Annotated in this window: 26 protein-coding genes; 11 read left to right on the top strand and 15 right to left on the bottom strand. The window is 58.7% G+C overall.

Features of this window, described 5'->3' with window-relative positions:
* Nucleotides 1-20 precede the first annotated feature (20 nt).
* Nucleotides 21-2099, bottom strand: coding sequence for a DEAD/DEAH box helicase (locus tag AC0V6N_RS03395; RefSeq protein ID WP_486170187.1), 2079 nt, complete (start codon nt 2097-2099; stop codon nt 21-23).
* 191 nt (nt 2100-2290) lie between these two features.
* The gene (locus AC0V6N_RS03390; RefSeq protein WP_486170186.1) at nt 2291-3169 is read right to left on the bottom strand and encodes a LysR family transcriptional regulator; all 879 of its coding nucleotides are present in this window, start codon (nt 3167-3169) and stop codon (nt 2291-2293) included.
* Nucleotides 3170-3275: 106 nt separating this feature from the next.
* On the opposite strand from AC0V6N_RS03390, the gene AC0V6N_RS03385 reads away from it, so the two are divergent.
* Nucleotides 3276-4049, top strand: coding sequence for a hypothetical protein (locus AC0V6N_RS03385; protein ID WP_486170185.1), 774 nt, complete (start codon nt 3276-3278; stop codon nt 4047-4049).
* Between the two features lie 32 nt (nt 4050-4081).
* Here AC0V6N_RS03385 and AC0V6N_RS03380 read toward each other — a convergent pair whose 3' ends face one another.
* Nucleotides 4082-5110 carry a PhoH family protein gene (locus AC0V6N_RS03380; RefSeq protein ID WP_486170184.1) on the bottom strand — a complete coding sequence of 343 codons (1029 nt, stop codon included), beginning with the start codon at nt 5108-5110 and terminating at the stop codon, nt 4082-4084.
* A 238-nt stretch (nt 5111-5348) separates the two neighbouring features.
* Here AC0V6N_RS03380 and AC0V6N_RS03375 point away from each other — a divergent pair, with 238 nt between their 5' ends.
* Together AC0V6N_RS03375 and AC0V6N_RS03370 are read left to right on the top strand one after the other, a co-directional pair.
* Nucleotides 5349-6191: a hypothetical protein gene (locus AC0V6N_RS03375; protein ID WP_486170183.1), complete on the top strand. Its 843-nt coding sequence runs from the start codon at nt 5349-5351 to the stop codon at nt 6189-6191.
* Nucleotides 6192-6402: 211 nt separating this feature from the next.
* Entirely contained in the window at nt 6403-6897 is a 495-nt protein-coding gene (locus AC0V6N_RS03370) for a hypothetical protein (protein WP_486170182.1), read from the top strand.
* A gap of 10 nt (nt 6898-6907) precedes the next feature.
* Here AC0V6N_RS03370 and miaB read toward each other — a convergent pair whose 3' ends face one another.
* From miaB to AC0V6N_RS03355, 3 genes are all read right to left on the bottom strand, one after another.
* Complete coding sequence (miaB, locus tag AC0V6N_RS03365) at nt 6908-8272, bottom strand: tRNA (N6-isopentenyl adenosine(37)-C2)-methylthiotransferase MiaB (RefSeq protein ID WP_486170181.1); 1365 nt, start codon at nt 8270-8272, stop codon at nt 6908-6910.
* Nucleotides 8273-8333: 61 nt separating this feature from the next.
* A complete protein-coding gene (locus AC0V6N_RS03360; RefSeq protein ID WP_486170180.1) occupies nt 8334-9134 on the bottom strand; it encodes an alpha/beta hydrolase family protein in 801 nt (266 codons plus the stop codon).
* 710 nt (nt 9135-9844) lie between these two features.
* Nucleotides 9845-10306 (bottom strand): peptidylprolyl isomerase, encoded by a 462-nt coding sequence (locus AC0V6N_RS03355; RefSeq protein WP_486170179.1) that lies wholly within the window; start codon nt 10304-10306, stop codon nt 9845-9847.
* Between the two features lie 98 nt (nt 10307-10404).
* Here AC0V6N_RS03355 and mgtE point away from each other — a divergent pair, with 98 nt between their 5' ends.
* Nucleotides 10405-11856, top strand: a complete 1452-nt coding sequence (gene mgtE, locus AC0V6N_RS03350; protein ID WP_486170178.1) for a magnesium transporter — start codon at nt 10405-10407, stop codon at nt 11854-11856.
* A gap of 30 nt (nt 11857-11886) precedes the next feature.
* On the top strand, nt 11887-12279 hold the full coding sequence (locus AC0V6N_RS03345; RefSeq protein ID WP_486170177.1) for a DUF1489 family protein: 393 nt from the start codon (nt 11887-11889) through the stop codon (nt 12277-12279).
* A gap of 18 nt (nt 12280-12297) precedes the next feature.
* Here AC0V6N_RS03345 and AC0V6N_RS03340 read toward each other — a convergent pair whose 3' ends face one another.
* Nucleotides 12298-12846 (bottom strand): hypothetical protein, encoded by a 549-nt coding sequence (locus AC0V6N_RS03340; protein ID WP_486170176.1) that lies wholly within the window; start codon nt 12844-12846, stop codon nt 12298-12300.
* A gap of 195 nt (nt 12847-13041) precedes the next feature.
* Here AC0V6N_RS03340 and AC0V6N_RS03335 point away from each other — a divergent pair, with 195 nt between their 5' ends.
* Nucleotides 13042-13536: a hypothetical protein gene (locus tag AC0V6N_RS03335; RefSeq protein ID WP_486170175.1), complete on the top strand. Its 495-nt coding sequence runs from the start codon at nt 13042-13044 to the stop codon at nt 13534-13536.
* Nucleotides 13537-13571: 35 nt separating this feature from the next.
* Here the strand turns inward: AC0V6N_RS03335 and AC0V6N_RS03330 are convergent, their stop codons facing one another.
* The 7 genes from AC0V6N_RS03330 to AC0V6N_RS03300 form a co-directional block, all read right to left on the bottom strand.
* Entirely contained in the window at nt 13572-14237 is a 666-nt protein-coding gene (locus AC0V6N_RS03330) for a cytochrome b/b6 domain-containing protein (RefSeq protein WP_486170174.1), read from the bottom strand.
* A gap of 19 nt (nt 14238-14256) precedes the next feature.
* Complete coding sequence (locus AC0V6N_RS03325) at nt 14257-14757, bottom strand: c-type cytochrome (protein WP_486170173.1); 501 nt, start codon at nt 14755-14757, stop codon at nt 14257-14259.
* A 62-nt stretch (nt 14758-14819) separates the two neighbouring features.
* Entirely contained in the window at nt 14820-15695 is an 876-nt protein-coding gene (locus AC0V6N_RS03320) for a DUF1295 domain-containing protein (protein ID WP_486170172.1), read from the bottom strand.
* Between the two features lie 43 nt (nt 15696-15738).
* Entirely contained in the window at nt 15739-16551 is an 813-nt protein-coding gene (locus AC0V6N_RS03315; RefSeq protein ID WP_486170171.1) for an SDR family NAD(P)-dependent oxidoreductase, read from the bottom strand.
* Nucleotides 16548-17246 (bottom strand): DsbA family oxidoreductase, encoded by a 699-nt coding sequence (locus AC0V6N_RS03310; RefSeq protein ID WP_486170170.1) that lies wholly within the window; start codon nt 17244-17246, stop codon nt 16548-16550. The genes AC0V6N_RS03315 and AC0V6N_RS03310 overlap by 4 nt, the downstream gene beginning before the upstream one ends.
* Nucleotides 17243-18124, bottom strand: coding sequence for an NAD(+) diphosphatase (gene nudC / locus AC0V6N_RS03305; protein ID WP_486170169.1), 882 nt, complete (start codon nt 18122-18124; stop codon nt 17243-17245). Before nudC ends, AC0V6N_RS03310 begins: the two co-directional genes overlap by 4 nt.
* Entirely contained in the window at nt 18124-19455 is a 1332-nt protein-coding gene (locus tag AC0V6N_RS03300) for a serine hydrolase domain-containing protein (RefSeq protein WP_486170168.1), read from the bottom strand. The genes nudC and AC0V6N_RS03300 overlap by 1 nt, the downstream gene beginning before the upstream one ends.
* A 162-nt stretch (nt 19456-19617) precedes the next feature.
* Here AC0V6N_RS03300 and AC0V6N_RS03295 point away from each other — a divergent pair, with 162 nt between their 5' ends.
* Complete coding sequence (locus tag AC0V6N_RS03295; RefSeq protein ID WP_486170167.1) at nt 19618-19839, top strand: hypothetical protein; 222 nt, start codon at nt 19618-19620, stop codon at nt 19837-19839.
* Here AC0V6N_RS03295 and AC0V6N_RS03290 read toward each other — a convergent pair.
* Entirely contained in the window at nt 19836-20879 is a 1044-nt protein-coding gene (locus tag AC0V6N_RS03290) for an A/G-specific adenine glycosylase (protein ID WP_486170166.1), read from the bottom strand. The genes AC0V6N_RS03295 and AC0V6N_RS03290 overlap by 4 nt on opposite strands.
* 14 nt (nt 20880-20893) lie before the next feature.
* Here AC0V6N_RS03290 and AC0V6N_RS03285 point away from each other — a divergent pair, with 14 nt between their 5' ends.
* From AC0V6N_RS03285 to AC0V6N_RS03270, 4 genes are read left to right on the top strand one after another with little or no spacing between them, the layout of a single operon-like run.
* Nucleotides 20894-21463 (top strand): DUF721 domain-containing protein, encoded by a 570-nt coding sequence (locus tag AC0V6N_RS03285; RefSeq protein WP_486170165.1) that lies wholly within the window; start codon nt 20894-20896, stop codon nt 21461-21463.
* Nucleotides 21460-22215 (top strand): thioredoxin domain-containing protein, encoded by a 756-nt coding sequence (locus AC0V6N_RS03280; protein WP_486170164.1) that lies wholly within the window; start codon nt 21460-21462, stop codon nt 22213-22215. The genes AC0V6N_RS03285 and AC0V6N_RS03280 overlap by 4 nt, the downstream gene beginning before the upstream one ends.
* Before the next feature lie 51 nt (nt 22216-22266).
* The gene (locus AC0V6N_RS03275; RefSeq protein WP_486170163.1) at nt 22267-23079 is read left to right on the top strand and encodes a thioredoxin domain-containing protein; all 813 of its coding nucleotides are present in this window, start codon (nt 22267-22269) and stop codon (nt 23077-23079) included.
* A 21-nt stretch (nt 23080-23100) separates the two neighbouring features.
* A complete protein-coding gene (locus tag AC0V6N_RS03270; RefSeq protein ID WP_486170162.1) occupies nt 23101-26523 on the top strand; it encodes an AAA family ATPase in 3423 nt (1140 codons plus the stop codon).
* The last annotated feature ends 4 nt before the right edge of the window (nt 26524-26527 follow it).

The following is a 26527-nucleotide window of genomic DNA, read 5'->3' as shown; positions in this document are numbered from 1 at the left end:
TAAACTGGCGCGCCTCAAACCTACTGCTTGGGTCCAGAGGGTTTGCTTCCCACTTTGCCTTTCGGTTTGCCTTTGTCCTTGCCGGGGCGTTTGTTTTTGCCGCCGGGCTTGGGCTTGCCGCCAAAAGGTTTGCCGCCTTTGGATTTGCCTTCCCATGGCTTGCCGCCACTGGGCTTGCTACCACTAGGCTTGCCGCCGCCTGACTTATAGCCCTCGGAGCGGCCACTATCTGATCGACCACCTTTATCGCGGCTATCTTCGAAAGGGTTGCCTTCGTAGCGGCCGCCCGCAGGCTTGCCGCCATAGGATTTCTTCGGGCTGCCTCTGCCAGCATCGTCCCGGTCCCGCCCGGGCCTATCGCGTTTGCCTTTAAAGTCAGGCTTGCCGCCGCCCTTTCCAAAGGGTTTGGCTCGCACTCTGCCGTCGCCTCCACCACCGGAGCGACCATTGAAGTCTCCGCGCTTGCGATTGTTGCGCGCTTCCATGCGGGGGCCTTCAGCGCTTTCTTCAATCGGGATCGCGTCTTGGTCGTCATCTTTGGACGCCGTGGTTTGCAGGGTTTCGGAAACCTTGGCCGCGATGGCGCGGGGCACCTGGAACCAGCTTTCATCGGGTCCGATGCGGATCGCGCCGATTTCATTGCGGGTGATATGCCCACGCCGACAGATCAGCGGCAGCAGCCAGCGCGGTTCTGCGCTTTGTTTGCGGCCAATGCCCATTTTGAACCACACGACGTCTTCAAATCCGGGCCGGTGGCGTTCGGCCTTCGCCTTGTCGCGTGCCTCTGGCGTGTTGGCAAGAAGCTCCTCGGGTTGCGGCATTTTTGCGCGGTGTGCAGCGACCAGAGCGGCTGCGATGTCTTCGGCTGGCAGCTTTTCCATCAGCTCTTTGGCCAGCTCGCGGTCATCATCCTCATAGGTCGCAGGCGTGGTCAGCTTTTCCATCAAGCGCGAGCGGTCCTGCTTACGGATCTCTTCACGAGTGGGCGCGCCCAGCCATTCGGCCTCGATCTTGGCGCCGCGCAGCATCCGGTCGACGCGTTTCTGGCGGTTATACGGCACGATGATGGCCGCTGTACCCTTCTTACCAGCGCGCCCAGTACGCCCAGAGCGGTGCTGCAAAGTCTCAACATCGCGCGGCGTATCGACATGGATCACGAGGCTGAGCGAAGGCAAATCCAGCCCGCGCGCAGCAACATCGGTGGCAACGCAAACGCGGGCACGGCGGTCGCGCATCGCTTGAAGGGCTTGGTTGCGCTCAGACTGCGAGTGCTCGCCCGACAAGGCCACCACACCAAAGCCGCGATTTTGCAGCGTGGCGTGCAGGCGCCTTACGCTGTCACGCGTGGCGCAGAAACAAATCGCGGATTCGGCCTCATGAAAGCGCAGCAGATTGACCACCGCGTTTTCGACCTCGGACGGGGCAATCGTGATCGCCTGATAGCTGATATCGCCATGCCCGCGATCCTTGCCCACCAGCGAAAGCTGCAAAGCGTCGGACTGATAACGCTGAGCCAGCCGCACAATGGCGGGCGGCATCGTGGCGGAAAACAGCAGCGTGCGGCGTTGATCGGGCGTTGCGTCCAGGATCTCTTCCAGATCATCGCGGAAGCCCATGTCGAGCATTTCGTCCGCTTCATCCAGAACCACGCCGACAAGCGCGGATAGGTCGAGCGCGCCGCGCTCCAGATGGTCGCGCAAACGGCCCGGCGTACCCACGACAATGGCGGGGCCGGAGCGAAGGGCGCGGCGCTCCTTGCTCGCATCCATTCCGCCAACACAGGTCGCGATGCGCAGGCCCGATTTGGCGTAAAGCCAGCCCAGCTCACGGCTCACCTGAAGCGCGAGTTCACGTGTGGGGGCAATGACCAGCGCCAGCGGCTGCTCGGTCAAAGGCGTACCGCGGATTTCGCCTAGCAGTTCAGGCGCGAGCGCGAGGCCAAACGCCACGGTCTTACCCGATCCAGTTTGCGCCGAAACGATAAGGTCGCGCCCGGCTGCATCAGGGCCAATCGCGGCCGCTTGAACAGGTGTAGGTTCGGTATAGCCGCGTTCGGCCAAGGCCTCTCCAAGAATGGGAGGAAGGGTTTCAAAAGACATAATATTTCGCTTGAGTAAGGGGCCAGTTGGCGCGGGAAAAATGCGAGAATTGCGCGCTTTTTCCGCTCAACTCATAAAGGCGGATGGCCCTTGCCATTTTCGCCTGTTGGCGGCCCTATAGCGACAAAGGGGCGGTTTGGCTTGTGGTAATTTTATTACAACAGCTGCGCGCACCTGACAGGCGGCAAGCCTTAACCGGCGTTTTCGGCATCGCCCATCACCAAATCGCGCTTTTTCAGCATGGCCGCCGCGATGAATTCCATCACCACACGAATGCGGGGGATTTGGCGTAAATCGGGATGAGTGAGCACCCAGATATCCTGCTGTGGCACTGGCTCTTCGTCAGTCAGCCGGACGAGATTGGGTTCCGGATCGGCCATAAAGCACGCCCCCCGGCTTAGCCCCAATCCCTGAACCAAAGCGCGATGGCGCGTCACGATATCGTCAATTGTGATCGCAATCGGCGCATCAGGGAAAGGCGAATGCGGCAGCCAGTCTGGCCCCTCCCCACCTGCATTCGGTGTGATCCAGCGCAATTTGTCGCGCGGCGTCTTGGCCAGATAATCGCGATCCGCATAATAGGTGACGCTAAAGGGAAACAGCCGCCTGCCGACCAAATGATCGGGCGGATGCTGCGCCCCGCGCACCACCACATCCGCCTCTGACCGATCCAGATCAACATAGCGGATATCGGTCTCCACCCGCAGCGTGATCTCGGGATAGAGCTCGCAAAACTCCAGCAGATCTTGGGTGAGGAGATATTGCGCAATGGGTTCTGGCAAAGACAATTTGACCTCCCCCGCCAGATCGCTGTCATGCGCCTTTTGCAGGCGAGTGGCGGTGTGCGTTAGCCGCTCCATCCCCTCTGCCACGTCGATCAATGCCATGCCCAGCGGCGTGGGGCGGTATCCGGCCCTGCCCTTTTCAAACAAGACGCCGCGTGCACGTTCCAACACGGCCAATCGGCGCGAGACGGTGGTGTGCGTCAGGCCGAGCGTATCGGCGGCGCTGCGCAAAGTTCCTTGGCGGGCAAGTGCCAAGACAAGGCGGTAATCATCCCAATCATCCATTGGAACGTTTTTGCACCAATGAACGCCCAAATCTAGCCGCGACTTCGCAAAATTCGGCGATATTGGTTTGATTTCATACCAAGCCTCCTCCTCCGAAAGGACGATTATGAAATTGCGAATGAAAGCGGCCCTGCTCTCCGCTAGTCTTCTGGCAGCCGTCACCACCACTATTCCTGCGGCCTTGGCTCAGGACAATTCCTCTACCGCCGCGCAAGAGGAAAGCGGCCAGCTGGTGATCGAGCTGAAGAAAGGCGAAGTCTTGCAGGTGATCGCGCCTGAAGAGCGAGCCGATGCAGGCGATGCGCGGCGAACCTATGCACAAACCGCATTTCCAATTGCATCACGGTTCGGCTTTCGACCACTCGGCCAATTGCAGGTGCAGTCTAATGTGGTCAGCAGCTATCAGCCCGGCGCCTTTGCATTCTTCGCATGGCCAAACGAAGACGCCGTTGCTGAATTCGAAGCCACCCCCGAATGGCCAGCGATCAAGGCAACGCGGCCCGATGGCTGGGATGAGCTAAAAATCTACAGCGACGTGGTCGAAGAAGACACCCGCCTCGTGTTTGACAGTTCAAAGCACTACACCGTCGTTGTCGCATGGTTCACACTCGACAACCCCACCGATTATCAACGTTATATAGCGGAGATCGAAGCGCCACTGCAGCGCGCCGGTGGCCGTTTCATGTACAAAATGATCCGCCCCGATTTCGAAGCGCACAGCTCACCCCGGATCAGGCCGGGCCAAGTGACCATCGTCGAATGGGAAAGCGCCGATGGCTTTGCCCAGCTGCAGCAATTGCCTGACTACCGAGCCAGCAGCCGGTTCTTCACATCAGGGGTGGAGAGCTTCGAGTTTTACTGGCTCAAACCGCAAGTTTGACGCCAGATGAGCGGGGAAGGCGATCAGTCCCCTTAGCCTTCCCCCTCATAAGCCTCGACAATACGCCCAACGATTGGGTGGCGGACAACGTCGGCGGCGGTGAAGCGGATCGTGCCAAAGCCGTCCGTATGTTCCAGCTTATCAACCGCATCGGCCAGCCCGCTCATCCGGTCACCGCCGGGAATGTCGACCTGACGCGGGTCTCCACAGATCACCATCCGGCTGTTCTGGCCAAAGCGGGTGAGGAACATCTTCATCTGCTCGCGCGTCGTGTTTTGCGCTTCGTCCAAGATCACGAAAGCATCCGCCAGAGTACGACCGCGCATAAAGGCTATGGGAGCGATCTCAATCTCCCCTGAGGCAATCCGGCGCTCCACCTGTTCTGGAGGCATGCAATCATACAGCGCATCGTAGAGCGGGCGCAGATAAGGATCGACCTTGTCCTTCATGTCGCCGGGCAGGAAGCCGAGCTTCTCGCCCGCCTCCACCGCAGGGCGCGACAGGATCAGCCGCTGGACGCTGCCAGACACCAATTGCGCCACCGCCTGAGCCACTGCGAGATAGGTCTTACCCGTTCCCGCAGGCCCCAGCGCAAAGATGATATCGTCGCGAACAAGGCTGCGCATATAGGTGATCTGCGTGGCGGAGCGCGGCACAATCGTCTTGCGCCGCGTGCGGATCATAATCGGCGGCTCTTCCTTTTCGCCGCTGATAATCCCTTCAAGCGTCGGCTCATTCGACATCGCAATCAGCGCTTCAATCGCGCCAGAGGTCAGGTCCTGACCCTGCGCCAGCCGATCATACATCGTGTTGAGAGTATCGCGCGCCCGAGCCACCGCGTCCTGAGGCCCTTCGATCAGGATCTTGTCACCGCGCGCATGAATATAGACGCCGAGCCTGTTTTCCACCTGCACCAGATTGGCATCAAACTGCCCAAACAGCGCTCCCAAAAGCGACTGATTTTCAAAGCTCAGCTCAGCTTTCGCCTTTGCGGCTTCGTTAGAATTGATCGCGCTTGGCAAAGCGGCGGGGTCGATCTTGCTGGAGTTTTTACTGGCCATAGGGGTGAGGCAGGTTCCTTCTCGGGCGTTGTGTTCGAGTCGGAAGGGTAAGCGCTCTTTGCCTGATGGCAAGATGCAGACTGCCGAGTAGCGGTGGAAAGTCACTCATCCGTCACGCGATTTGGCACATATGTGGACAGATGATATCCTCCGCTACGAGAGCTCCAGCTAGGGAGAGTTCAATATAAGTCTATCGGCGAAAACTGCTTCAATTCTGGCCTGTTCAGCGCTGGCCTGCATGACCCTCGCTCAGCCAGCGGCGGCGCAAGAATCCACCATCATTGTTGAAGGCGAAACGCCGGTGGAGCCCGAAGCCGTGCGCGAACTGGTGCAGCGGCTAGCATCCACCCATCGCCTTGACCGGCCCGCGACACGCTATTTCGACGCGTTGTGCCTGTCAGTGCGCGGACTGAACAGCGCGGGCAACGAATACGTGCGCGAACGCATCTACGAAAACGCGCTCGAAATCGGAGTCGGCAATAATGGCGATGATTGCAGAGCGAACGCGCTGATACTGATCCATGACGAGCCGGCTGCGCTGGTGGAGCAGATAATTAATGATGTACCGGCGCTTCTTCCCTCTAATCAGAAGGATCGTGTGCGCGAGCAGGTTGCATCGGGCGCGCGCGTGATCGTCTGGCACAATGAACGCGACTACGACAAAGGTGGGCGCCCCGGCGTCAGCAACAATGCGATCCCTGGCGATGAGGTTGTGGGTGGAGTCATGACCTCAGGGGCGCAAATCAACATCAACAATTGGCCGAGCCGTTCCACGCTGGCTTACAGCCGGGCGGTGGTCAACGCGGCGATCATTCTCGACGGCGAAATCGTCGAAGGGATGGAGATTAATCGGCTCGCCGATTACGCCATGATGCGGCTGATGGCGCCGGGTCTCATCCCGCTTGATGGTGAAACACCCATGCCCTCCAGCATTACCGCACCCTTTCCGGAAGAAACCGGAGTCAGAATGCTGACGCGCTTCGACCGGGCATACTTGACCGCGCTCTATTCAATGCGGCCCAACGCCCCTGGACCGCGCCTCGCCGATCGTGTGGCTGCAGCTTATAACGCTGAGGATTGAGCAGCGAAGCTTAGGCTTTGATCGCTAGTTTCTCGCACGTTTCACCGCGCAGTGAATTCGGCCCCGCTTCGGCGAGTACTGCCTTAGGCTGGGAGGGTGATCAATGATTGCCCAATAGCAAGATGCGTTGAGCCGAGTAGCGGTAGACAGTCTGGCAATTGATACTCGCCTATAATGTCCTTAATCCTATCGTATGTTTCGACTTGGCCTCATGACGATTGCTGGTGCAGCTTTGCTATCGGCTTGCAGTGGGTCGACCACGGGCACGGTTGAAGTCCCGATTGATGATTCGCCCACCATCCCCGACCCGATGTTTGACATGGTCAAAAGCGAGTTCCCCTTTTCCTCCGAAATCAATTACCGCGCAGGGACTAGCGACCTGAACGGTGATGGCGAGGATGAATGGCTCGTATTCGTGACAGGCCCCGGCATGTGCGGCAGCGGGGGATGTCCATTGCTGATTTTTCGCAATGACGATGATGACCCGTTGCTCATTGGTCGATTGACGATCACGCGTCTACCGATAGGCGTATTCACGAGCGAAACTGATGGCTGGCGCGATCTTGCCGTGAGCGTCGGCGGTGGCGGCATCGACTATTCTTTAGCCAAAGTCCCGTGGAATGATGGCGCCTATGCTTCCAACCCAACTGTCCCGCCCGCCGAGCCTGTCGACCAAGACTTCACGACAATAATTACGATGCCTTAGGCCGAGACGGTCACGCCTTTACCAATTCGCGCAGTTTCCCTTCAAGCGAGTTTGGTCCCGCTTCAACAATCTCAGCGCGCACGATATCGCCAATCGCAGCCTCGCCCTGAAACCACACGCTGTTGAGCCATGGGGATTTGCCCAGCCATTGGCCGTCGAGCTTGCCTTTGCGCTCAACCAGCACGTCGCAGGTCTTGCCAACGCAGCCATCGTTAAACGCGCGCTGATCGCGGTTAAGGCGCGCTTGCAGGCGCTGGAGCCGGTCATCCATCACATCACGCGGCAGCTGGTTCTCCATAGTAGCGGCGGGCGTGCCGGGACGCGGGGAGTATTTGAACGAGAAAGCTTGGCTGTAACGGACTTCATCCACCAGCCTCAGCGTATCCTCAAACTCCGCGTCAGTCTCTCCGGGGAAGCCGACGATAAAGTCACCCGACAGCGCGATATCAGGGCGCGCTTCACGGAAGCGTTCGAGCAAACGCAAATAGCTCTCCGCCGTATGCGCGCGGTTCATCGCTTTGAGCACGCGGTCATTGCCCGATTGCACCGGGAGATGGAGATATGGCATCAGCTTGTCGACCTCGCCATGCGCGGCGATCAGATCGTCTTCCATATCGTTTGGATGGCTCGTCGTGTAGCGAATGCGCTCCACCCCATCGAGCTTGGCAATGTTGCGGATCAGGCCTGCAAGGCCGATCGCGCGGCCCGCTTCGTCCTCACCGCCCCAAGCATTCACATTCTGGCCAAGCAGAGTAATTTCGCGAGCGCCCGCTTCGATTAATTTGCGAGCTTCGCCCAGCAGGTCGCTGTAGGGACGTGAGATTTCAGCGCCACGCGTGTAAGGCACCACGCAATAGGTGCAGAACTTGTCGCACCCCTCTTGCACCGTCAGAAACGCCGTTGGTGATTTGCGCTTGCGTTGCGGCAGCGCGCCAAATTTCGCAATGGCTGGCATATCGGTGTCAGTAGAGCGCTTACCCTTCACCGCATTGTCGAGCATATCGGGCAGACGGTGATAGGCTTGCGGGCCGACGACCATCGACACGGCAGGCGCGCGGGTCATGATCTCCTCGCCCTCTGCCTGAGCAACACAGCCCGCCACCGCGATCATCGGCGCTTTCTTCTGCGTTTTGCCTTTCGTCAGGCGGCCAATATCGGAGTAAATCTTCTCCGCCGCTTTCTCGCGAATATGGCAGGTGTTGAGCACGACCAAGTCCGCATCCTCACCCTCGGGCGCAGGCGACAGACCTTTTTCATCGAGCAATTCGCCCATCCGTTCGCCATCATAGACGTTCATCTGGCAGCCAAAGCTTTTGACGCGGTAGGTTTTAGGAGCTTCGCCAGCGGGCGTTTTGGGAGGGGTTTGCACGGCCATAACGCCGCGCGCTCTAGCCGTATGTGGCGCCCTATTCAATCACATCGTTCAAAGACGGAGTTCAATCATCCGTGTCGGGGCGCGCCTGATGCACGCATGGTTCGATCTGGCGATAACGCACGCCCGGATGCACCTTGTCGGCTGGTCCGCATTCCACCATCGGCTTTCGGATCGGCATCTCTGACATCTCATGCGCCTGCACCACCGCAAACGCATCCTCGCTCTCATAGGCGGCGATCCATGTCAGGCAATTCGCGAGCAATCGAATGCTGTGCTTTGTGAAGGTGCTGCTCTGCGGCCTGCAATTGAGCGTGAAGACATCGGCGGCGGGTGCTTCGTCAAAGCGGGCAAAGCGGCGCAATAGCTCTCCGCGTTCGTTAAAGACGGTGCGGCGCATGTCGTTCGCCATATCCTCCCCGCCGTAAAAGGGCGAGGTGTTGAACATATAGGCGCGCACTTGAGGGTATTTGATCGAGACTTCAGTGGCGAGCGCCCCGCCCAGCGAGTGGCCGACCACGATCCACGGAATGTCATCGTCAAACCGCGCGGCTTCAGCCTCGTATGTCTCTACCGCAATGTCGATCTGATCATTACGCAGCGTGCCGTAGAATATGTCGGTGAACCCGTCGAAATCGGTGCCGCGAAAAGCGAGGATGCGAGCGATAACTTGCGGGTCTTCTTGGTCTGGAAAGCTATTGGAGGAGAATTGCTCAAACAGCTCATAGCCAAAGCCCTTATCCGCATCGTCTTCGTCAATCGGCAAGCGCTCTATCGGCGCGAGTGTGCTGCCCAAATCCTCAAACAGATCATCATCGCCTGTGTAGGCGTTGGTCGCAGCGATGGCGTAAGGATAAGCGTCCACAGCCGCCTCCCGCACAAACCCGCACCAACCGCCGGGTTCACTGCGGCAGGGGGAGCGCGATTGGGAGATGTCGGGGAATGTGGTGCATCCGCTTAAAAGTAGCACCAAGCTAATCAAAGCCGTTGTTTTAGTCATATTTAACAGCTGTCCTAATCCTGTGTTTCGGACTATTCTATGATCATGGATTGGACTGCTTTCAACAACATAGTCACTGCCCTAATCGCGGTCTTTACTGGACTGACAGTTTTCGTAACTTGGAAAATATACAAAGATCAACAGCAACTGCGCCAACCTACCGTTTTCCTCCGTTGCGATGAGTACGGTAATGGTTGCAAGTTGACGGTGACGATAAGAAACCGCGCGGATCATCCGATGAGAACTGACAAAATCAAGGTCGTAAACTCTTCAAGAATTGGTCTTGTCGAATTTCGTGGGTCAATTGGACTTGGTGGGAAGCACTCGCAATTGCACGGTCGAGGTAGTTGCCGGTCTGAGTTTCCGCTAAACCTCACTTTGACGTCGACCAATCGGGATGCGGATTCTGGGAAAAGAGACTTTATACTATGTTCAAAGAACCCCCCGCCTTATATTGAGATCGCCGTCGAATGCGATCCAAGCGACGGCTCAAAAGAGAACCTAAAGCTGCGGCGCACGTATCAATTCTCTGATAACGAGCGCCGCAAAATCAAACTTTATGATCCGAGCTTGAGCTAACCAACCGTAGCTTTCACAATCTTGCCCGGCTGCGCAGGTGGCTCGCCTTTTGGCAAAGCGTGGACGTGTTCCATGCCGCTCTCGACTTGGCCCCAGACGGTGTATTGACCGTCGAGGAAGTGCGCGTCTTCGAAGCAGATGAAGAACTGGCTGTTTGCGCTGTCTGGCATTTGCGAACGCGCCATTGAGCAGGTGCCTTCGACGTGCGGCTCTGCGTTGAATTCCGCTTTCAAGTCAGGCTTTTCACTGCCGCCCATGCCGGTGCCGGTTGGGTCGCCGCCTTGGGCCATAAAGCCGTTGATTACGCGGTGGAACACCACGCCATCGTAAAAGCCTTCGCCTGCAAGCTCAGTGATCCGCTCAACGTGACCCGGTGCCAGATCAGGGCGCAGTTTGATGACAACATCTTTGCCTTCGCCATCGCCAGTGTCGAGCGTGAAAGTGAGTTTATCGGCCATGTGTGGATTCTCCTGAAGTGTTTGATCGCACTACTAGCAGTTGATGCGCGTCTGTCACCCGCTTGCTTTTCGCAATTGCGATACTTAACCCCTCCCCCATGATCGACGAGAGCGCATTTGAAGAGGACACTTTGGTGGCAGACGCCGCTGAAGATGAAGTGCGCCCGGATGACCGGATCGATGATGAGCGCCATGACGAGGAGAACCGGCTAAAACGCTCCTTTGTTGGCAAAGTGCGCGAAGCGCTGGATCGCGGCGATACGGGCGCGGTTTACGAGCTGGTCGAGCCGCTTCACCCCGCTGACATCGCCGATTTGCTCGAGCTTTTCGACGAAGAGACGCGCGAAACCTTTGCCGCTGCCATCACCGATTTGATGAGCGCCGAAGTGGTCGCCGAATTGAATGACCACGTGCGCGAGCTGATGATGGAGGCGCTCGCTCCGGCGGACGTTGCGACCATCGCCGAGGAACTAGAGACCGATGATGCGGTCCAGCTGCTCGAAGACCTCGACGAAGATGACCAAAAGGCGATTATCGCCGAGCTGGAGCCTGAGACTCAGGCCGCGGTTGAAAGCGCGCTCGCCTATCCCGAGGAGACCGCAGGCCGCCTGATGAACCGCCACTTTATGGCGGTGCCAGAGCATCTGACGGTGGGCGATCTGATCGATTACCTGCGCGAAGAGGGCGATCTGGAGCACGATTTCTTCGAAGTGTTCGTGATTGATGCAGGCTATCATCCGGTGGGCACGTGCTCGCTCAACTGGATCCTCACCAGCCCGCGCACAATCAAGCTGACCGATGTGATGAAACGCGACCAGACCTTGATCCCCGTCACCATGGATCAGGAAGAGGTCGCGTTGATGTTCCAGAAATACGCGCTGATCTCTGCCGCCGTGGTGGATGAGAGCGGGCGTTTGGTCGGCCAGATGACGGTGGATGACATCGTGCACATCATCTCCGAAGAGGCAGGCGAGGATGCGCTGCTGCTTTCAGGTGCAGGCGATGGCGACATTAACGAGCCTATTCGCGAAGCTTACTCAAGCCGCGTTCGCTGGCTGGTTGCGAACCTTGGCACAGCGGTGGTGGCCTCGCTCATCATCGCATTCTTCGGCGCAGCGATTGAGCAATTGGTGGCGCTTGCCGTGCTGATGCCGATCGTCGCAAGCATTGGCGGCAATGCGGGCACACAAACGATGGCGGTGGCCGTGCGCGCGATTGCGACCAATCAGCTGACCCGTGCGAACACTTGGCGGATCGTGTGGCGCGAATTGCGCGTGGCTATGCTCAACGGCGTGACGATTGCGGTGCTGATCGGAATTGCCGCAGCCTTGCTATTCAGCCCGATGATGGGCGTTGTGATTTCGCTCGCCATGGTGATCAATATTGCGGTGGCGGGGCTTGCAGGTGTGCTGGTGCCGGTGATCTTTGAACGCCTCGACCAAGACCCCGCCGTCGCCTCAAGCGTGTTTGTGACCATGATCACCGACAGTATGGGCTTTTTCGCGTTCCTGGGCCTCGCAGTTGTGGCTGGATTGGCGCCACTGGGTTGAGGTGGCGCGCGGGCGCGCTACATTGAAGCTATGCCCCTTCACCTTACAAAAATCGCCTATGGCGCGAAGTCCTATGCCGAATTGGAAAGCTGGTATCGCGGCAACACGCGCGCCCCCTATCTGACGACCAAATATCGGCCCACCAAATGGGAGCAATGCATCGGCGGATCGCTCTATTGGATCCACCAACACTCTATCGTCGCGCGATCGGAAATCTTGGGCTTTACCCAAGGCGATGATGGGCGCTGGCTGATCGAGCTGGAACCCAAGCTCGTCCGCGTAGACCCCCGCCCCAAACGCGCCCACCAAGGCTGGCGCTACCTCAAGGGCGATCCTCCCCGAGACTTGGCCGAGGGCGAAGACATCGGCGACGCGCTGCCAGGCAAGATGGCGGCTAAGCTGGAGCGGCTTGGGTTGATTTGAGGGCCAGCCCGTCCCCAATCAGCGGTTCAGCATTCGTAACAGGCCATCGAATTCTGGATCGTATTTGATCGCCACTTCGCGAAACTGGCGTGAGATGATTTGCATCTCGTGATAAAGACCGCAGCTGTGCAGGGAGGCTCGGGTGGCGGTCCCTTCCGATGCCTTTGCAACTTCGTGGCGTGACCCATCAGTGCAGATGCGATCTTCGGACCCGTAATAGGGCCATTTCTGGAGACGCTCAAAAGCGCCATCATTCATCCGCTCGATCAGGCTTTGCGCGTCCTCATCACTGATCGGCAGAACAGTGCGGCGAGTTTCGACCTGCGACGTGCCCGACTGCCAGCGATAGCCTGAGATGCGGATCAACCACTCGCCGTCCAACTGATAGATCAAGACCTGCTGCGCGGCGGGCCGAGGTATCAGACTGCCTTGCACAGTGACGCCATAGGCGGGAGCACCTTCAAGCACGGGAGCGCAAACGTCAGACAGATGACCGTCCGGTTCGTCCTCAACAGAACACGGCATTGTCGCTGCGCTGGCAATCAAAGCAATGGCCGAACCGATCATAATGCACTCTCCCCTTATTGCTCTCACAGACTATCGATCAAATGTGCACCTTGTGTGAATGATCAAAGGCTTATGGCTGAGGTTGAGGGTGAAGTGTGATGTTGTTCACCACACCTGACCCGCACCAGTAGAGAAGTTTTTACTAACTGTACTTAGAACCGAGTATCGATAGAATGCTGGGACGGAAGGGTTGGCATGCGTCTTCTTTTGCGATCAGCCATTGCGGTCATACTGACCGGACTTCTCACACCGTTGCTTTTCTCGTTTGGCTTCGGCGTAGTGTATAAACTTGGTGAGAGTGGGAGTACCGCATTCTCGGTCGCGGCAGTTTCGAGCTGGCTACAGTTGACCTTGGTCATCGCGCTTTATGGAGCCCTCTTAGCTCTTCCTATGGCAATTATTCTGGGTGTTTTAGTTGAATGGCCAAAACTGATTTGGCTTCAAAGAGGACATAGAACCGGTCTCTTTGCACAGCTCACACTAAGCTCAATTGGTGCTTTTGGTTTGTGCTTAGGCTTTGTGGTCCTGACCACGTTTTATTCGACGGGCAACGCGCAGATTACGCTAGAACACCTGTTTGCAGCGTTTCCCTTCCTTATCGGTGGATTGACCTCAGGAATGATCTGGTGGCTGATTGTGAACCGGAGTCTTGTGAAGAATACCATGCATGGCGACAGCTCATTGAGCTAAGTTATTCGCAAGGTGATCCGGCATATTTTGCAGTCTCACCCCAGGCCGGGCGCCCCGGCATAGACCCAAAGCGTAATCCCAATCGCCACCACCACCGCACTCACCAAGTTACGCAGCGGCGTCGCGGTGTTCCCCCCGACATCCTCAGCCACCTCTCCCTTGCCTATTACCATGGGTCCAACAAGGTTTTGCAGTTTTGCGCCAGCGTAAATGGCGACGGCGGTGATGTGCAGCAGGACCATGCCGAAGACGACGTAGTAGAACCATTCATGCGTGTCGGTGAGCGTGTCGGCGGTGCTTACGCCCACGAGGGGGTTGAGTGGTCCGGTGGCTCCATCAAAGGGGTCTCCGGCGAATAGCCCCATGGCCACTTGCGTGAAAGTAAGGCCGAGCAGCGCGAGCACTGCCAGCGCGCCCAGCGGGTTGTGGCCGATATGATGCTCCTCTTTGCCCGTGAGGTATCGCCAAACACTCGCTGGGCCCTTCACAAAGCTACCAAAGCGCGCGGTTTCGGTGCCGATAAAGCCCCAGATCACCCTGAAAATCAGCAGCGCGAGCAGCACATGGCCCAGCCGCATATGCCAACCCCATGCCGAATTGTCGGCAGTGAAGTACATTGCGGGCAGCAGCACCACGAATGACCAATGCGTGATCCGCACAGGCCAATCCCAGATGCTTACTGAATGGGTTTTTCGGGCCATGAGCTAGCGCCCTGCCCGATTAATCGTCGTCGACGCGGAATTTGTCGTGGCAGGCCTTGCAGCCATTCATGCCCAGATTGCCAACCTGTTCGCCAACCGCAGCAGGATCGCCTGTGGCAGCGGCTGCCATCATTTCTTCGCTCTTGGCGATCGCATTTTCGGTCGCTTCGGCAAAGCCATCGGGATCTTCCCAAATCGCGGCGAGTGCTTCTGTGTCATAGCCCGCCTCCATGCTGGTGCCTTCAGGGAAGAGGTCCGGCAAACGCTGCAGCCGCGTGTTGATGTCGGCCGCAGCATTTTGGATGGCCATCATGTCTGGCCCATCGGTTTCAAGCTCTTCACGGATCAATTTGAAGCTGTCGCCGATCCCTTCGAAATTGTCCTGCCGCTGTTCGATTTCGGCAGGCACATCGCCCGCCGGCGGTGCCGTTTCACCGCCGCCCGCGTCACTCGTCTCACCTCCACAAGCTGCCAAAAGGGCGATCAAAGGTGTGGCGGCGAGAAAGCGGGTCGAGGTCATGGGAATGTTCCTTTTCAAGGGCTTGTCTAAACAAGCGTGCGACGATTGATCCCGCGACACTCTTAACCCTTTGGCGGGCGCGGGATCAAGGCGGGCGTGTTCTCGCGGTACTTTTGGTACTCAGGATCATCGCCCCAGCGCTCTTTTGCCTGCTCGTTTTGGAGGTTCACGCCGCTGATCCGGGTCAGCAGCAGATAGACAAAGATCGGCGAGATAACGACCAGCCAAGATAGGCCCGAAAGCACCGGGATCGCCATGATGAGAATGCCGGTCCACAGCGTAATTTCGCCGAAGTAATTGGGGTGCCGCGACCAACGCCACAGGCCGGTATTGATAAAGTCACCCTTATTGTCGGGGTCATTTTTGAACGCACTCTTTTGCGCATCCGCGACCGCTTCAAATGCGATACCGATCACCCAAATCAACGCCCCGATCCAGAAAAAGGCGCCGATGGCGACAGGCTCTCTGGCGGTTATGGCTGCGAGTGCGGCAGACGCGGTGAGCACCACCCATAACCCTTGCAAAGTCCATGCAACGAGGAAGCGCGCAGGGTTGGTCTTGATCTTTTCAAAGCGGCTATCAGTGCCGCCCATGGCGTGGATGCGAATGAAGAGAAAACTGCCCAGCCGAATGCACCAGATGATGACCATGCCTGCAATCACGAGTGCGCGCGTGTCGAGCGAGCCGAGCGTCGAATAGGCCGCCCAGCAGGCAAACAATGTGACCGAGGTGTATGTAACCGCGCCAATCGTGTCATAAAACTTGTCCGACTTGGCCACCGCGGAAGGGAGAAAGGCGACCCAGTTGATCACCATGGCCAGCACCACGCAAAGGAAAAATGCGGAATGGTTCCAGACCTCAACGCTGTTTACGCCAGCAAATATGCCGAATGCGAATGCGACGATTGTGACGATGATGAAGACGATGATGCTCTTCATTTTGGCCCCTCTTTTCCTCTGAGCTTTTCAGCCCTTTTACTCTCTAGCCCTGTTCTTGGGCTGCCCGTTTTAGCTCAGCCATCACCAATTGCACATCATGCTTGGCATCTTCTTCAGCTGGCAGGGCAAACTGCGCATAGCTTTCGGACAGCTCATCCATCCGTTCGGCAATGCGCACTTGATTATATCCATGGCTAACTACGAAACGGCGGCGCAAAAGGATTTGCGGCAGGATCGTTCTCACATAGTCATCCACATCCATGCCGAATTTCATAAACTGCTCTGGCCCCAAGGGTGTGAAGACCCATCCCGGCACGATCAGACCCGCATGAACATGGGGTGGTAAGTCAGTGCGCAGGTTCTCTGTCATACCCAGCACCGCGTGTTTGGCTGCGATATAAGCGGCGGATTGCTTGACCGCGCAAAACCAGCTGTTTTCGCTGCCAGTGTTGTAAATCGCGCTTTGCGTTTCTTGCGCGATCAGACGCGGGGCAAAGGCTTTGCAGCCGTTCCAGATACCCCAATAATTCACATCAAAATGCGCGCGGGCAGCGTCGGTGTCGACCTCCCACATCTTGCCATGCACGCCGCCTTGGCCTGCATTGTTGATCACCAGATCGACGGTTTCAAATGTATCGAAGGCGGCGTCGGCAAGAGCCTCAACCTGCGCGTAGTCAGCAACATCGCATGGCAGCGCGGTGATGCCTTCGAGTGCGCCCGCACGGTCTAATCTTGCACCGGGCAAATCCGCGACGATAACATTGGCACCGAGTGCGACCAGTCTCTTAGCAAGCGCAAGGCCAATGCCCGACGCGCCTCCCGTTACGACGGCCGTTTGGGGCGAATACTCACTCAAGTGGCAGCCGCCCTGCTCTTCTCAACCACGCGGCGCAGCACGTTGACATAGGTTTCCTGCCCTTGAGCGCCCGGCACCATAAATTTGCCGTTGATGATCATCGCTGGCACGCCCGAGATATTCAAATCCCAAGCTTGCTGCTCTTCAGCGAGAACGCGCGCTTCGAGCTGTTCGTCTTCAAGCGCGGCTTTGGCAGCTTGACGGTGGAGGCCTACACCCGCCGCAATATCGAGCAGCGTGTCACGATCCGCGAGGCTTTTGCGGTGATTGAAATGCGCCTTGAACAAAGCCAGTTTCAGCGCGGTTTGCACCTGCGGCCCAGCCTCTTCCAACGCAAAGCCGAGCAGCTTGTGGCAATCGCGCGTGTTCCACATCATCGCGGCGGGAGGCTCACCCTCCCCCTCGAACGTCAATGAAACCCCAGCATTCTGCGCAACCGCTTTCATCTGCCCACGCACTTTCGCGCCGTCTTCAGCAGAGCGGCCATATTTGCGCTGCAAATGCGCTTCCTGCTCCTCGCCTTGCTGAGGCATATCGGGATTAAGCTCGAACGGACGCCAGCGGATTTGCGCCTCGATCTCGCCTTCCAATTCGCCCAAAGCTTGTGTCAGCTGACCATATCCGATCGCGCACCACGGGCACACGACGTCAGAGTAGATGTCGATAGTCAGCTGTTCGGGCGCGGGATCGGTCATTTGTCGAGCCACCAAGTCACAAGTTGATGGGCAATCGCGAATTTCTGCGGGAAGATCAGCTGCTCATTGCCTTGCGGACCAGCATTGCGGGCATCTTCCAACTCTTCGCGGGTGAACCAGCGTGCATCGTCGAGCTCGGTTTTGTCGATGGTCAATTCAGGATCATCGGCGAGCGAATAACACCCGATCATCAGCTGGCTGGGAAAGGGCCAAGGCTGGCTGGCGATATACTCAACCGAATGTGCTTTCACGCCCGCCTCTTCCCAAATCTCGCGCGCGACCGCCTCTTCGATGGTTTCGCCCGGTTCAACAAAGCCAGCGAGCGCGGAATAGATTTTTGGCGGAAAGCGCGGCTGACGGCCTAGAAGCAATTTGCCTTCGCACTCAACCAGCATGATGGTGACTGGATCGGTGCGCGGGAAATGTTCAGCGCCGCACGCCTCGCACGAGCGCTGCCAGCCGCCTTTCGCAACTCTAGTGTATCCGCCGCACTTGGCACAGAATTGGTGGCGTGCATGCCAATCCACCAAACTGCGTGCGCCGCCGTAAATCGCCAATTCCTCTGGCCGAAGCAAATGCATCACTTGCCAAGAGCGCGGATTGGCGGGCCCGTCTCCGTCAACACTTTTGGGAACAGGCGCAAAGCACGCTTTTTCTTCGAGCAGGCCCAGGAACACCAATTCGGTATCCTCAGAGACATCAGCGAGCGTGCCCCAGATCAGCCCGCCCGCATCGTCAATCTGCGGCAGCAGGCCGTCTAGCATCAGAACCTTGGCGCGCCAATTCATCAGCGCGCCCAGTGCATCCCGGTCCACCCGGATATTGTCAGCCCGGTCTATCGGTGAGCCTGAAAAGGCTATCTTCGGTGATGCTGACATCAGACCCCGCTGCGGTCCCGCATGGCGGTAAGGTCAGCTTCGAGGGCCGCCATATACTCATCGCGGATCGGATAGGCATCGGTCGGCATATATTGCGTCCAAAGCGCGGTGCGCATGCCGAGTTTGTAATCGATCGCGCCCAGCGTACCAGCCGCACCGCCCCAGCCAAACGATCCGTCCTGCGAACGACCGCCAGCGCCGTGGCCCTGACCTTCCATCCAAGTGCCGCGCATATCGGCGGTTTCAGGCAGCAGGTTGGAAACACCAACGCGCACCGCCAATTCGCCCATCACCCGCTCATTGCCAAGCTTTCCATAGCCCAGCAGCATACGCAGGAAGCGGTCATAATCCTTAGGCGTGGACACAAGCCCGCCGCCGCCTGATGGCACTTTTGGTTCATCGAGATAGATCGAATTCGCCGCCGGATCGATCGGCAGCGAATTGCCGAGCAGCACGCCGTAATTGTCGGTCAGGCGGTGCTTCTCGCTCTCAGGAACGGTCATCCAAGTGCTGTTCATGCCCAGCGGCTCGAAAAAGCGCGTTTTCAGGAACGCTTCGAATTCCATTCCAGAGGCGACTTCAATGACGCGGCCAAGCAAGTCAATGGAGTTCGAATAGCTCCACTTCGAGCCCGGCTGATACATCAGCGGCAAGGTCGCAAGCCGGTCTGCCCAAACTTCAAGACCCGGCGCAGGGGTTACCGGTGGGAAGCCGGGAATGGTCATGCGGCTCACCCGTCCACCGACAATGCCATTTTCGTTATAGGCATCGAGCAGCGGTCCCTTCGAAACGATCGAATAGCCAATGCCCGCTGTGTGCGTGAGCAATTGGCGCATTGTAATGGGGCTTTCCGCAGGCACCGTTTGATCGAGCGCCCCCTCGGGATCAACCAGAACCTGCATATCACGGTAGGCTGGCAATACATCGTAGAGCGGTTGATCAAGCGCGAGCAGACCTTCATCAATCAGCATCATTATCGCCATGCCGGTGATCGGCTTGGTCATTGAATAGATGCGATAAAGCGTATTTTCATCGACCTGAGTTTCGCTGGTCAGCGACAATGTGCCCCCACCCACCGTGTGCGCGTGGTCCTCTTGGCCCTTGCCAAATGTCAGGAAGAGGTTTGCGACTTTGCGCTCATCAACGAACTTTTTCGCCATCGCCGCAACATTGGGCCATGCTTCGCTAACGTCATGGGCGAGCAGCTGGCTACCGAAGGGAAGGCCGCCAAATGGAAGGCTGGCAAGTGTTGCGCCCGCCGCCGCGTAGGCACCGCCGCGAAACAGGGTGCGACGCGACAGGACAGTTTCGTCGAAATTGCGGTAGGCCATCAAATTCTCTCCAAAGGGGATTCTGTTTTTTGTTGCGCGCTTTTTGGGGGAGCGGGGATGAACCGTCAATTGCGTACCGAAAAAGGACCGATTGCCATTTATAGGCCTCCTTTATGTAAGGTGGGACTTGAACTGCCTTGCTGTAGTACCTATGTAACACACATGGGAAATCTACTTGCATATCTGTTCGGGCTAATCAGCCTCGTCATCGTCATCCCCTCAACCATCCCCTTTCTGGGCTGGGGCAACTGGCTCGCGCTACCGCTGATCGTGATCGGCATTATCTTTGGCGCGCTGTCCTCTAGCAATGGTGGGCGCAATTTCTGCCTGATTGTACTGCTGATCGCCGCAGTTCGCCTGACTCTGGGCGGCGGAGTGATCTAACGCTGAGCCAGCGCCAGCCGCGCGGCCTTTGCGAAAAGCGTCGGGAGGCCTGCATCGTCAATCCGCTCAACAGGCCACCACTCCCCTTTGTCCTTACCGGACGGGTGACTGGATGGACTTACCCGTAAGACTCGCAGCGTAAGATGCGCGTGAGTGAAGGTATGGCGTACCGCGCCTAGTCCTTCGGTCTCACCTGCAAACGGCACTTCGCCTGAGCCATCCGCACGCGCGCTCCAGCCATCATCTGGCAGGCTGCGCATTCCGCCCAGCATCCCCTCGCCCGGCCTCGTCACGAGCCACACCTTGCCATCGCGCTCAATCCAGAACGCGGTGCCTTTGCGCTCAGGCTTAGCCTTTTTGGGAGGTTTGACGGGCAAGCGCTCGGGCTCCCCCATTTTGCGCCCCTCGCAGACATCCGAAAGCGGACACAGCAAGCAGCGCGGCGATTTGCTGGTGCAGATCGAACTGCCCAGATCCATCAAACCTTGCGCAAAATCACCGGAGCGTGCCTGCGGAGTAATCTCCTCCGCTCTCACCCGGATTGCTTTGCGTGCGCTGGGCAGTGGCTCCTCAATCGCGAACAGTCGCGCCACAACACGCTCAACATTGGCATCGACCACCACCGCGCGCTTTTGAAAGGCAATCGCCGCAATCGCTGCCGCTGTGTAAGCGCCCAGTCCCGGTAGTTTGAGCAATTCCGCTTCAGTCTCAGGAAAACCGCCGCGCGCCGCCACTTCGCGCGCGCACTTCACCAGATTGCGAGCGCGTGAATAATATCCCAGCCCTGCCCACGCCGCCATGACGTCATCCTCGCTCGCCGCTGCGAGATCGAAAACAGTGGGCCAGATGCGGGTGAATTTCTCAAAATAGGGCTTCACCGCCGCCACAGTCGTCTGCTGCAACATCACTTCTGACAACCACACGCGGTAGGGCCAGGCCTCATCTGTGGGCGCAGTCGAACCGGGCGGATTGCGCCACGGCAATTCGCGTGCGTGGGCATCGTACCAGTGGAGCAGAGTGTTAGATATGCTGGCGGTCACGCGGAGCCTATGGCATGGCTGGCGGCGAGATGGGAAGTGACAGCACCAAAAGCGGCGGGGCAAAAGGCCCGAAAAAACGTAAGGTCGCACGGCCATACGAACGCCCGCGCGGTCGAGGGGCAAAGGCTGTGGGCGATTTGATGCCCGACATTGGCCGCACCGCGTTTCGCAGATTTGGTTTTGTGCAAAGCTCAGTCGTCACCCGCTGGCCCGAAATTGTCGGCCCCACCCACTCGCGCGTCTGCATGCCAGAGGCGATCCGATTTCCGCCCGGCGAGAAATCAGACGGCATTTTGCAATTGGTTGTGACGCCCGCACACGCACCGCTGATCCAGCAAGTGATCCCCGAAATCCTCGAACGCGTGAACAGGTTCTTCGGCTATAAGGCCGTAGCGCGCGCGAAAATCCGGCAAGGCGTGGTTAAGCCGCCGGACGCTACGGAGAAAGCCAAACCACCGCCTTCGCTCAAACCGATCCCGATGGAATTGGGAGATAGCTTGCGCGATATTGGCGATCCAGAACTGCGCACCGTGCTTGAATCGCTCGCGCGTAGTTTTGATGATGAGGAAAAGGATACCGAGTGAAGACCGCAATTTCCGCAGGCTTGGCCGTGCTTGCTGCATTGGCGATGCCTGCCAACGCGCAGAACAGCGAAAACCAGCTTTCCGACCCGCGCAGTTCCTTCGAAGGGACCGGCGGAGGCATGTGGCAAGCCAGAGTGGAGCGCACAGATCGCGGGTATCGGATCGGCAATCCCGAAGCTGAAGCAAGCCTGATTGAATTTATCAGCTATACTTGCAGCGCCTGCGCCGCATTTGCGCGCGAGGGCGAAGGGGCGCTTGACCTGGCTTTGCTCGCGCCCGGTCATATGAATGTTGAAGTGCGCCCGGTGATCCGCAATCCGATTGACCTTACCATCTCCATGCTGGTGGCCTGCGGCGGAGAAGACAAGTTCAAAGACCGGCACCGCATGTTCCTGATGCGCCAATCCACTTGGCTCGCCAAAGTGCAAAGCGCGCCGCAATCGCAGCAGGCGCTGTGGCAGCGCGCTGACAGGGCATCCCGCATCAGCATGGCCGCCGCGCTCGATTTCGATGATATGCTGGCGACGCGCGGAGCATCGCGCGCTGAGATCAACACTTGCCTATCAAACGATAATGCCGCCCGCGCTTTGATCGCGAATGCACGCGCAGACCACGCCGAATTCGCAATTCCAGCAACGCCCAGCTTCGCAATGGACGGCGCTTCTTTAGAGAATGTGCATTCTTGGAACGGGCTTTACCCCGTGCTCGCAGAGCGTTTTCGGCCCAAACCCGACCCTGAAACGGCATTTTAAGGCGGTAATCGGCACGTTTTTCACAGTATCGACACATTTGTGCACAAGCGCATGCTTAACTCGCTTCCGATCAGGCAGCGCATCACTATAGTTCATGTCCTCAAGGAATATATGACCATGAAATCGACCCGCACCTTTTTCAAACTTTCACTCGCCGCTCCATTGGCGTTGGCTTTGGCCGCTTGTGGTGGTGATGGCCCAGCTGAAAGCGACGCAATCGCTGCGATCCCTGCGCCTGAGGGCACCAACTGGTCGCAAACGGTAACGATCAGCGAGGAAGACGGCTATATTCTCGGCAATCCCGATGCGCCTGTGAAATTGGTCGAATATGCCTCCCACACTTGCGGTGGCTGCGCGAACTTTGCGGCGACCGGTAAGCCGGGGATCAAGGAATATGTCGCGACCGGCGTGGTCAGCTTTGAACAACGTAATCTTGTACGTGACCCGATTGACCTCACCATCGCGACGCTTGTGCGCTGCGGGGCGAAGGAAAACATGCAGGTCCTCTCGGATCAGGCATGGGAAAACCTCAACGCCACCTTTGCCGCCGTCCAGCAAAACGGCGCCGCTTACGAAGCCGCTGGCAACCTGCCCACCGATCAGCGCTTTATCGCGATTGCCAATGCCGCTGGCCTTACTGACTTTTTCGCCGCACGCGGCCTTTCAGCTGATCAGCAACGTTCTTGCCTCGCCGATACCAGCGTGATCGAGAGCATCGCCAACAACTCATCTTCGCAAGCCGATGAGCTTGGCATCACGCAAACGCCGACATTCATCCTCAACGGCAACAAGCTGGATTCAACCGCTTGGCCCGATGTCGAAGCCGCGCTGCGACGCGTCGGCGCGCGGCTCGAAACCGAGTAAACGGGACACAGCCAAAACCTTATGCAGATCAGCCGCCTCAAACTCTCTGGTTTCAAGAGCTTTGTCGAGCCGGCTGAACTGCGTATTGAACCGGGCCTAACCGGTGTTGTCGGCCCCAATGGCTGCGGCAAATCCAACCTTCTCGAGGCAATCCGCTGGGTAATGGGTGAAACCAGCGCCAAATCGATGCGATCGGGCGGGATGGAGGATGTGATCTTTGCAGGGACCGATAGCCGCCCTGCCCGCGCCTTTGCCGAAGTGGTGCTGCACGCTTCTGATGACCAAGACGAGGAGCTGGTCGTCACCCGCCGGATCGAACGCGGCGCAGGCAGCGCCTACCGCGTGAACGGCAATGATGTGCGCGCCAAAGATGTCGCATTGACCTTTGCCGATGCGGCGACGGGCGCGCATTCTCCCGCGCTGGTTTCCCAAGGTAAAATTGCTCAGGTGATCGCGGCCAAACCTGCTGAGCGCCGCATGATGCTTGAGGAAGCGGCGGGGATCGCAGGCCTGCATGTCCGGCGCAAAGATGCCGAGAGCAAACTGCGCTCTACCGAGAAAAACCTCGAACGGCTCGAGGACCTAATGGCGGGTCTGGATTCGCAAATTGCCTCACTGCGGCGGCAGGCCAAGCAGGCCGAGCGCTACACCAAGCTGACCGAGCAAATTCAGCACGCAGAGGCGCGGTTGGTCTTTGCCCGTTGGCGGGACGCGGCTCATGCAGCCAAGGAAGCGCGCGCTGCTGCTGAAGGCGCAGAAGCCCGCGTAACTGAGGCGAAGGCCAAGACGGACGAGGCACAAAAGGCGCAAGCTGAAGCTGCCGCGAAGCTTTCCGAAGCGCGCGAGGAGCTAGCTGACCGCCGCGATGATGCAAGTGCGCATGGCCACCGCATGGCGGCTTTGTCGGAAAAGCTTGAAGCAGCGGAAACGCGGTTAGCGGATCTGGAGCGCCAGCGGACCCGGCTTGAAGAAGATCGGATTGCCGCAGACCGGCTGACCAGTGATGCGGCGGAGGCTCTGGCAAAACTCACCAGCGAGCTCAAAGCCTCTGAGGCGAGAGTGCAAGAGGCCGATAGCGCGCGGCCTAAGCTGGCTGAGGCATCAGAGAAAACCGAAGCCGCCAGCCGCAAAGCGGAACTCGCGCTCGCCAAAGCCACCGCCGATCATGCGGGCGTGGAGGCTGAATGGCGCGTTGCCGAGGCCGCGATTGAGCAGGCCGAGGCACGCCTGTCGCGCCTGACCCGCGAAGAAGAGCGGATCGCGGCAACCCGTGCTGAGCTGGAAGGCTCGCAAGATATGGAAGCCGCCGTTATCGCCGCGCGTGAGGCGGCAGACGAGGCAGCGAGCGAAGTTGCGCGGCTGCGCGCCAAGCTTGAAAGTGATCAGACGCGCAAGGGCGATTTGCAATCTGCTCGCGATGAGGCCGCGACCGCATTCAGTGCAGCAAAGGCTGAACTCGCCGGGATAGAGCGCGAATATTCCGCCCTTGCTCGTGACCGCGATGCGCGTGAAAAGCGCAACAAGAACAGCCAAGGCCTGCCCGTAGCGCTCGACAAGGTCAGCGTTGCCAAAGGGTATGAGCGCGCGATTGCCGCAGTGCTGGGGCGCGATGCCAAATCACCCTTGGGCGCGCCACCTGCACCTAGCGATGGCCGGTTTTGGACCGGCTCTAACGCACCGAGCGAAGTGGCCGACAGCCTGCTGACCCATGTGCGCGATTGCCCCGAAGAACTGCGCGCGCGCCTCGCGCTGGTCCATTGCGCCAGCGAAGATGATGGCCGCACGCTTGGCCCCGGCGAATGGCTCGTCACAACCGCCGGGCACTTGCGCCGCTGGGATGGCTTTGTCGCGCGCGGTGAAGGCTCTGCGGAAGCCGCCCGGCTGGAGGCGGCGAACCGACTGGCAGAGCTTGAAACCCAGCTGCCTGACCTACGCGGTGCGGCAGAGAGCGCTGAGACCAGTGAGCGCAGCGCGCGCGAGGAATTGTCCGCCCTCCAAACCGCTCTGATTGCGCAAGAACGCGAGATTGCGGGCGCGGTTGAAGCGGAGCGATCGGCCTTGCGCAGCCTCGATCAGGCAGAGGCAGCAAAGGAGCGGATTGCCGCACGGCTCGAAGAACTAAGCGTGTCTGAAGGCGATCTTGCCGAGCAGCTCACCGCTGCCAAATCCGAACTCACTGCAGCAAATGAAGCCCGTGCGGCTTTGCCTGCTCCCGATGCAGGGCGCGCCTCGCTTGAGGCAGCGCAAGCGAGGCATGAAGCGGCCAAGACCGCCGTTCAAGCTGCCCTGGCTGAGCTGGCCGCGCATGATCAGGGCCTTGCCGTATCGCGAGAGCGCTTTGCGGCCCAACAGGCCGATCACGCAAATTGGAAAGCCCGCTCTGGCGAAGCCGCAGCGCGCGTCGCAGAGGCTGGTCGTCGGCTAGAGGAAATCGAAGAAGAGCGCGCCGTCATTGCGGCAAAGCCTGCCTCTCTGATCGCAGAGATCGAACAGGGTGATGCGGTTCGCAAGCGCCTGACTGAGGAACTCGAAGCCGCGCAAGCAGCGATGGATCAATGCCAAGCGGAATGCAGCGAGGCCGACCGTGTCCTTGCCCATGCGCAAGAAGCCTTGGCCACCGCGCGAGAGGGCCGTGCGGGCCTCGCCGCGCGCGCCGAAAACGAGGAAGCACGCCGCAGCGAAATGGCGCGCGTTTCGGGTGAGCGTTTTCAATGCCCACCCCCGCTCCTTTCCGAACGGTTCGATTTCGACGAGGGCGACGTCAAACCCGCCAGCGAGGAATCCGCAGAAATGGACCGCCTCACTGCCAGCCGCGAGCGGATTGGTCCGGTAAACCTTGTCGCCGCTGACGAACTGACCCGGATCGAGGAAGAGCACGGCGCGAGCGCGGACGAACAGGCAGAGCTTACCGAAGCGGTGAACCGCCTGCGCAATTCAATCGGCAATCTGAACCGCGAAGGACGCGAGCGTCTGCGCGCCGCTTTTGAAGAGGTCGATGGCCATTTCCGCGTCCTGTTCACTCGGCTGTTCCAAGGGGGTCAGGCGCATCTGGCATTGGTCGATAGCGATGATCCGCTCGAAGCCGGCCTTGAAATTTACGCTCAGCCTCCGGGCAAACGTCTGCAATCGCTCTCGCTGCTATCGGGCGGGGAGCAGGCGCTGACCGCGACCGCGCTGATCTTTGCTTTGTTCCTCACCAATCCTGCGCCGATCTGCGTACTTGATGAGGTTGATGCGCCACTGGACGATGCCAATGTTGAGCGGTTCTGTGATCTGCTCGATTCGATGGTTCGCACCACCAATACGCGCTATCTGATCGTCACCCACAATGCGGTCACGATGAGCCGGATGCACCGCCTGTTTGGTGTCACCATGGCTGAAAAAGGCGTCTCGCGCCTCGTCAGTGTGGATCTGGGTGAAGCGGCACTGATGGCCGCCGAGTAAGCGG

The sequence above is a fragment of the Erythrobacter sp. S57(2025) genome (genome assembly GCF_057365055.1).
Note: the sequence above shows the minus strand (reverse complement) of the source record. Positions and strands in the feature narration are given on the sequence as shown.

Bases quoted from the DNA above. Each gene is read 5' to 3' on its own strand.
- AC0V6N_RS03375 (WP_486170183.1), top strand. From the start codon at position 5,349: ATGACCCTCGCTCAGCCAGCGGCGGCGCAAGAATCCACCATCATTGTT.
- AC0V6N_RS03275 (WP_486170163.1), top strand. From the start codon at position 22,267: ATGCTTAACTCGCTTCCGATCAGGCAGCGCATCACTATAGTTCATGTC.
- AC0V6N_RS03325 (WP_486170173.1), bottom strand. From the start codon at position 14,757: ATGACCTCGACCCGCTTTCTCGCCGCCACACCTTTGATCGCCCTTTTG.
- AC0V6N_RS03355 (WP_486170179.1), bottom strand. From the start codon at position 10,306: ATGGCCGATAAACTCACTTTCACGCTCGACACTGGCGATGGCGAAGGC.
- AC0V6N_RS03320 (WP_486170172.1), bottom strand. From the start codon at position 15,695: ATGAAGAGCATCATCGTCTTCATCATCGTCACAATCGTCGCATTCGCA.
- AC0V6N_RS03300 (WP_486170168.1), bottom strand. From the start codon at position 19,455: ATGGCCTACCGCAATTTCGACGAAACTGTCCTGTCGCGTCGCACCCTG.
- AC0V6N_RS03390 (WP_486170186.1), bottom strand. From the start codon at position 3,169: ATGGATGATTGGGATGATTACCGCCTTGTCTTGGCACTTGCCCGCCAA.
- nudC (WP_486170169.1), bottom strand. From the start codon at position 18,124: ATGTCAGCATCACCGAAGATAGCCTTTTCAGGCTCACCGATAGACCGG.
- AC0V6N_RS03395 (WP_486170187.1), bottom strand. From the start codon at position 2,099: ATGTCTTTTGAAACCCTTCCTCCCATTCTTGGAGAGGCCTTGGCCGAA.
- AC0V6N_RS03335 (WP_486170175.1), top strand. From the start codon at position 13,042: ATGCGTCTTCTTTTGCGATCAGCCATTGCGGTCATACTGACCGGACTT.
- AC0V6N_RS03310 (WP_486170170.1), bottom strand. From the start codon at position 17,246: ATGACCGATCCCGCGCCCGAACAGCTGACTATCGACATCTACTCTGAC.
- AC0V6N_RS03270 (WP_486170162.1), top strand. From the start codon at position 23,101: ATGCAGATCAGCCGCCTCAAACTCTCTGGTTTCAAGAGCTTTGTCGAG.
- AC0V6N_RS03285 (WP_486170165.1), top strand. From the start codon at position 20,894: ATGGCTGGCGGCGAGATGGGAAGTGACAGCACCAAAAGCGGCGGGGCA.
- AC0V6N_RS03340 (WP_486170176.1), bottom strand. From the start codon at position 12,846: ATGATCGGTTCGGCCATTGCTTTGATTGCCAGCGCAGCGACAATGCCG.
- AC0V6N_RS03370 (WP_486170182.1), top strand. From the start codon at position 6,403: ATGACGATTGCTGGTGCAGCTTTGCTATCGGCTTGCAGTGGGTCGACC.
- AC0V6N_RS03330 (WP_486170174.1), bottom strand. From the start codon at position 14,237: ATGGCCCGAAAAACCCATTCAGTAAGCATCTGGGATTGGCCTGTGCGG.
- miaB (WP_486170181.1), bottom strand. From the start codon at position 8,272: ATGGCCGTGCAAACCCCTCCCAAAACGCCCGCTGGCGAAGCTCCTAAA.
- mgtE (WP_486170178.1), top strand. From the start codon at position 10,405: ATGATCGACGAGAGCGCATTTGAAGAGGACACTTTGGTGGCAGACGCC.
- AC0V6N_RS03295 (WP_486170167.1), top strand. From the start codon at position 19,618: ATGGGAAATCTACTTGCATATCTGTTCGGGCTAATCAGCCTCGTCATC.
- AC0V6N_RS03380 (WP_486170184.1), bottom strand. From the start codon at position 5,110: ATGGCCAGTAAAAACTCCAGCAAGATCGACCCCGCCGCTTTGCCAAGC.
- AC0V6N_RS03385 (WP_486170185.1), top strand. From the start codon at position 3,276: ATGAAATTGCGAATGAAAGCGGCCCTGCTCTCCGCTAGTCTTCTGGCA.
- AC0V6N_RS03345 (WP_486170177.1), top strand. From the start codon at position 11,887: ATGCCCCTTCACCTTACAAAAATCGCCTATGGCGCGAAGTCCTATGCC.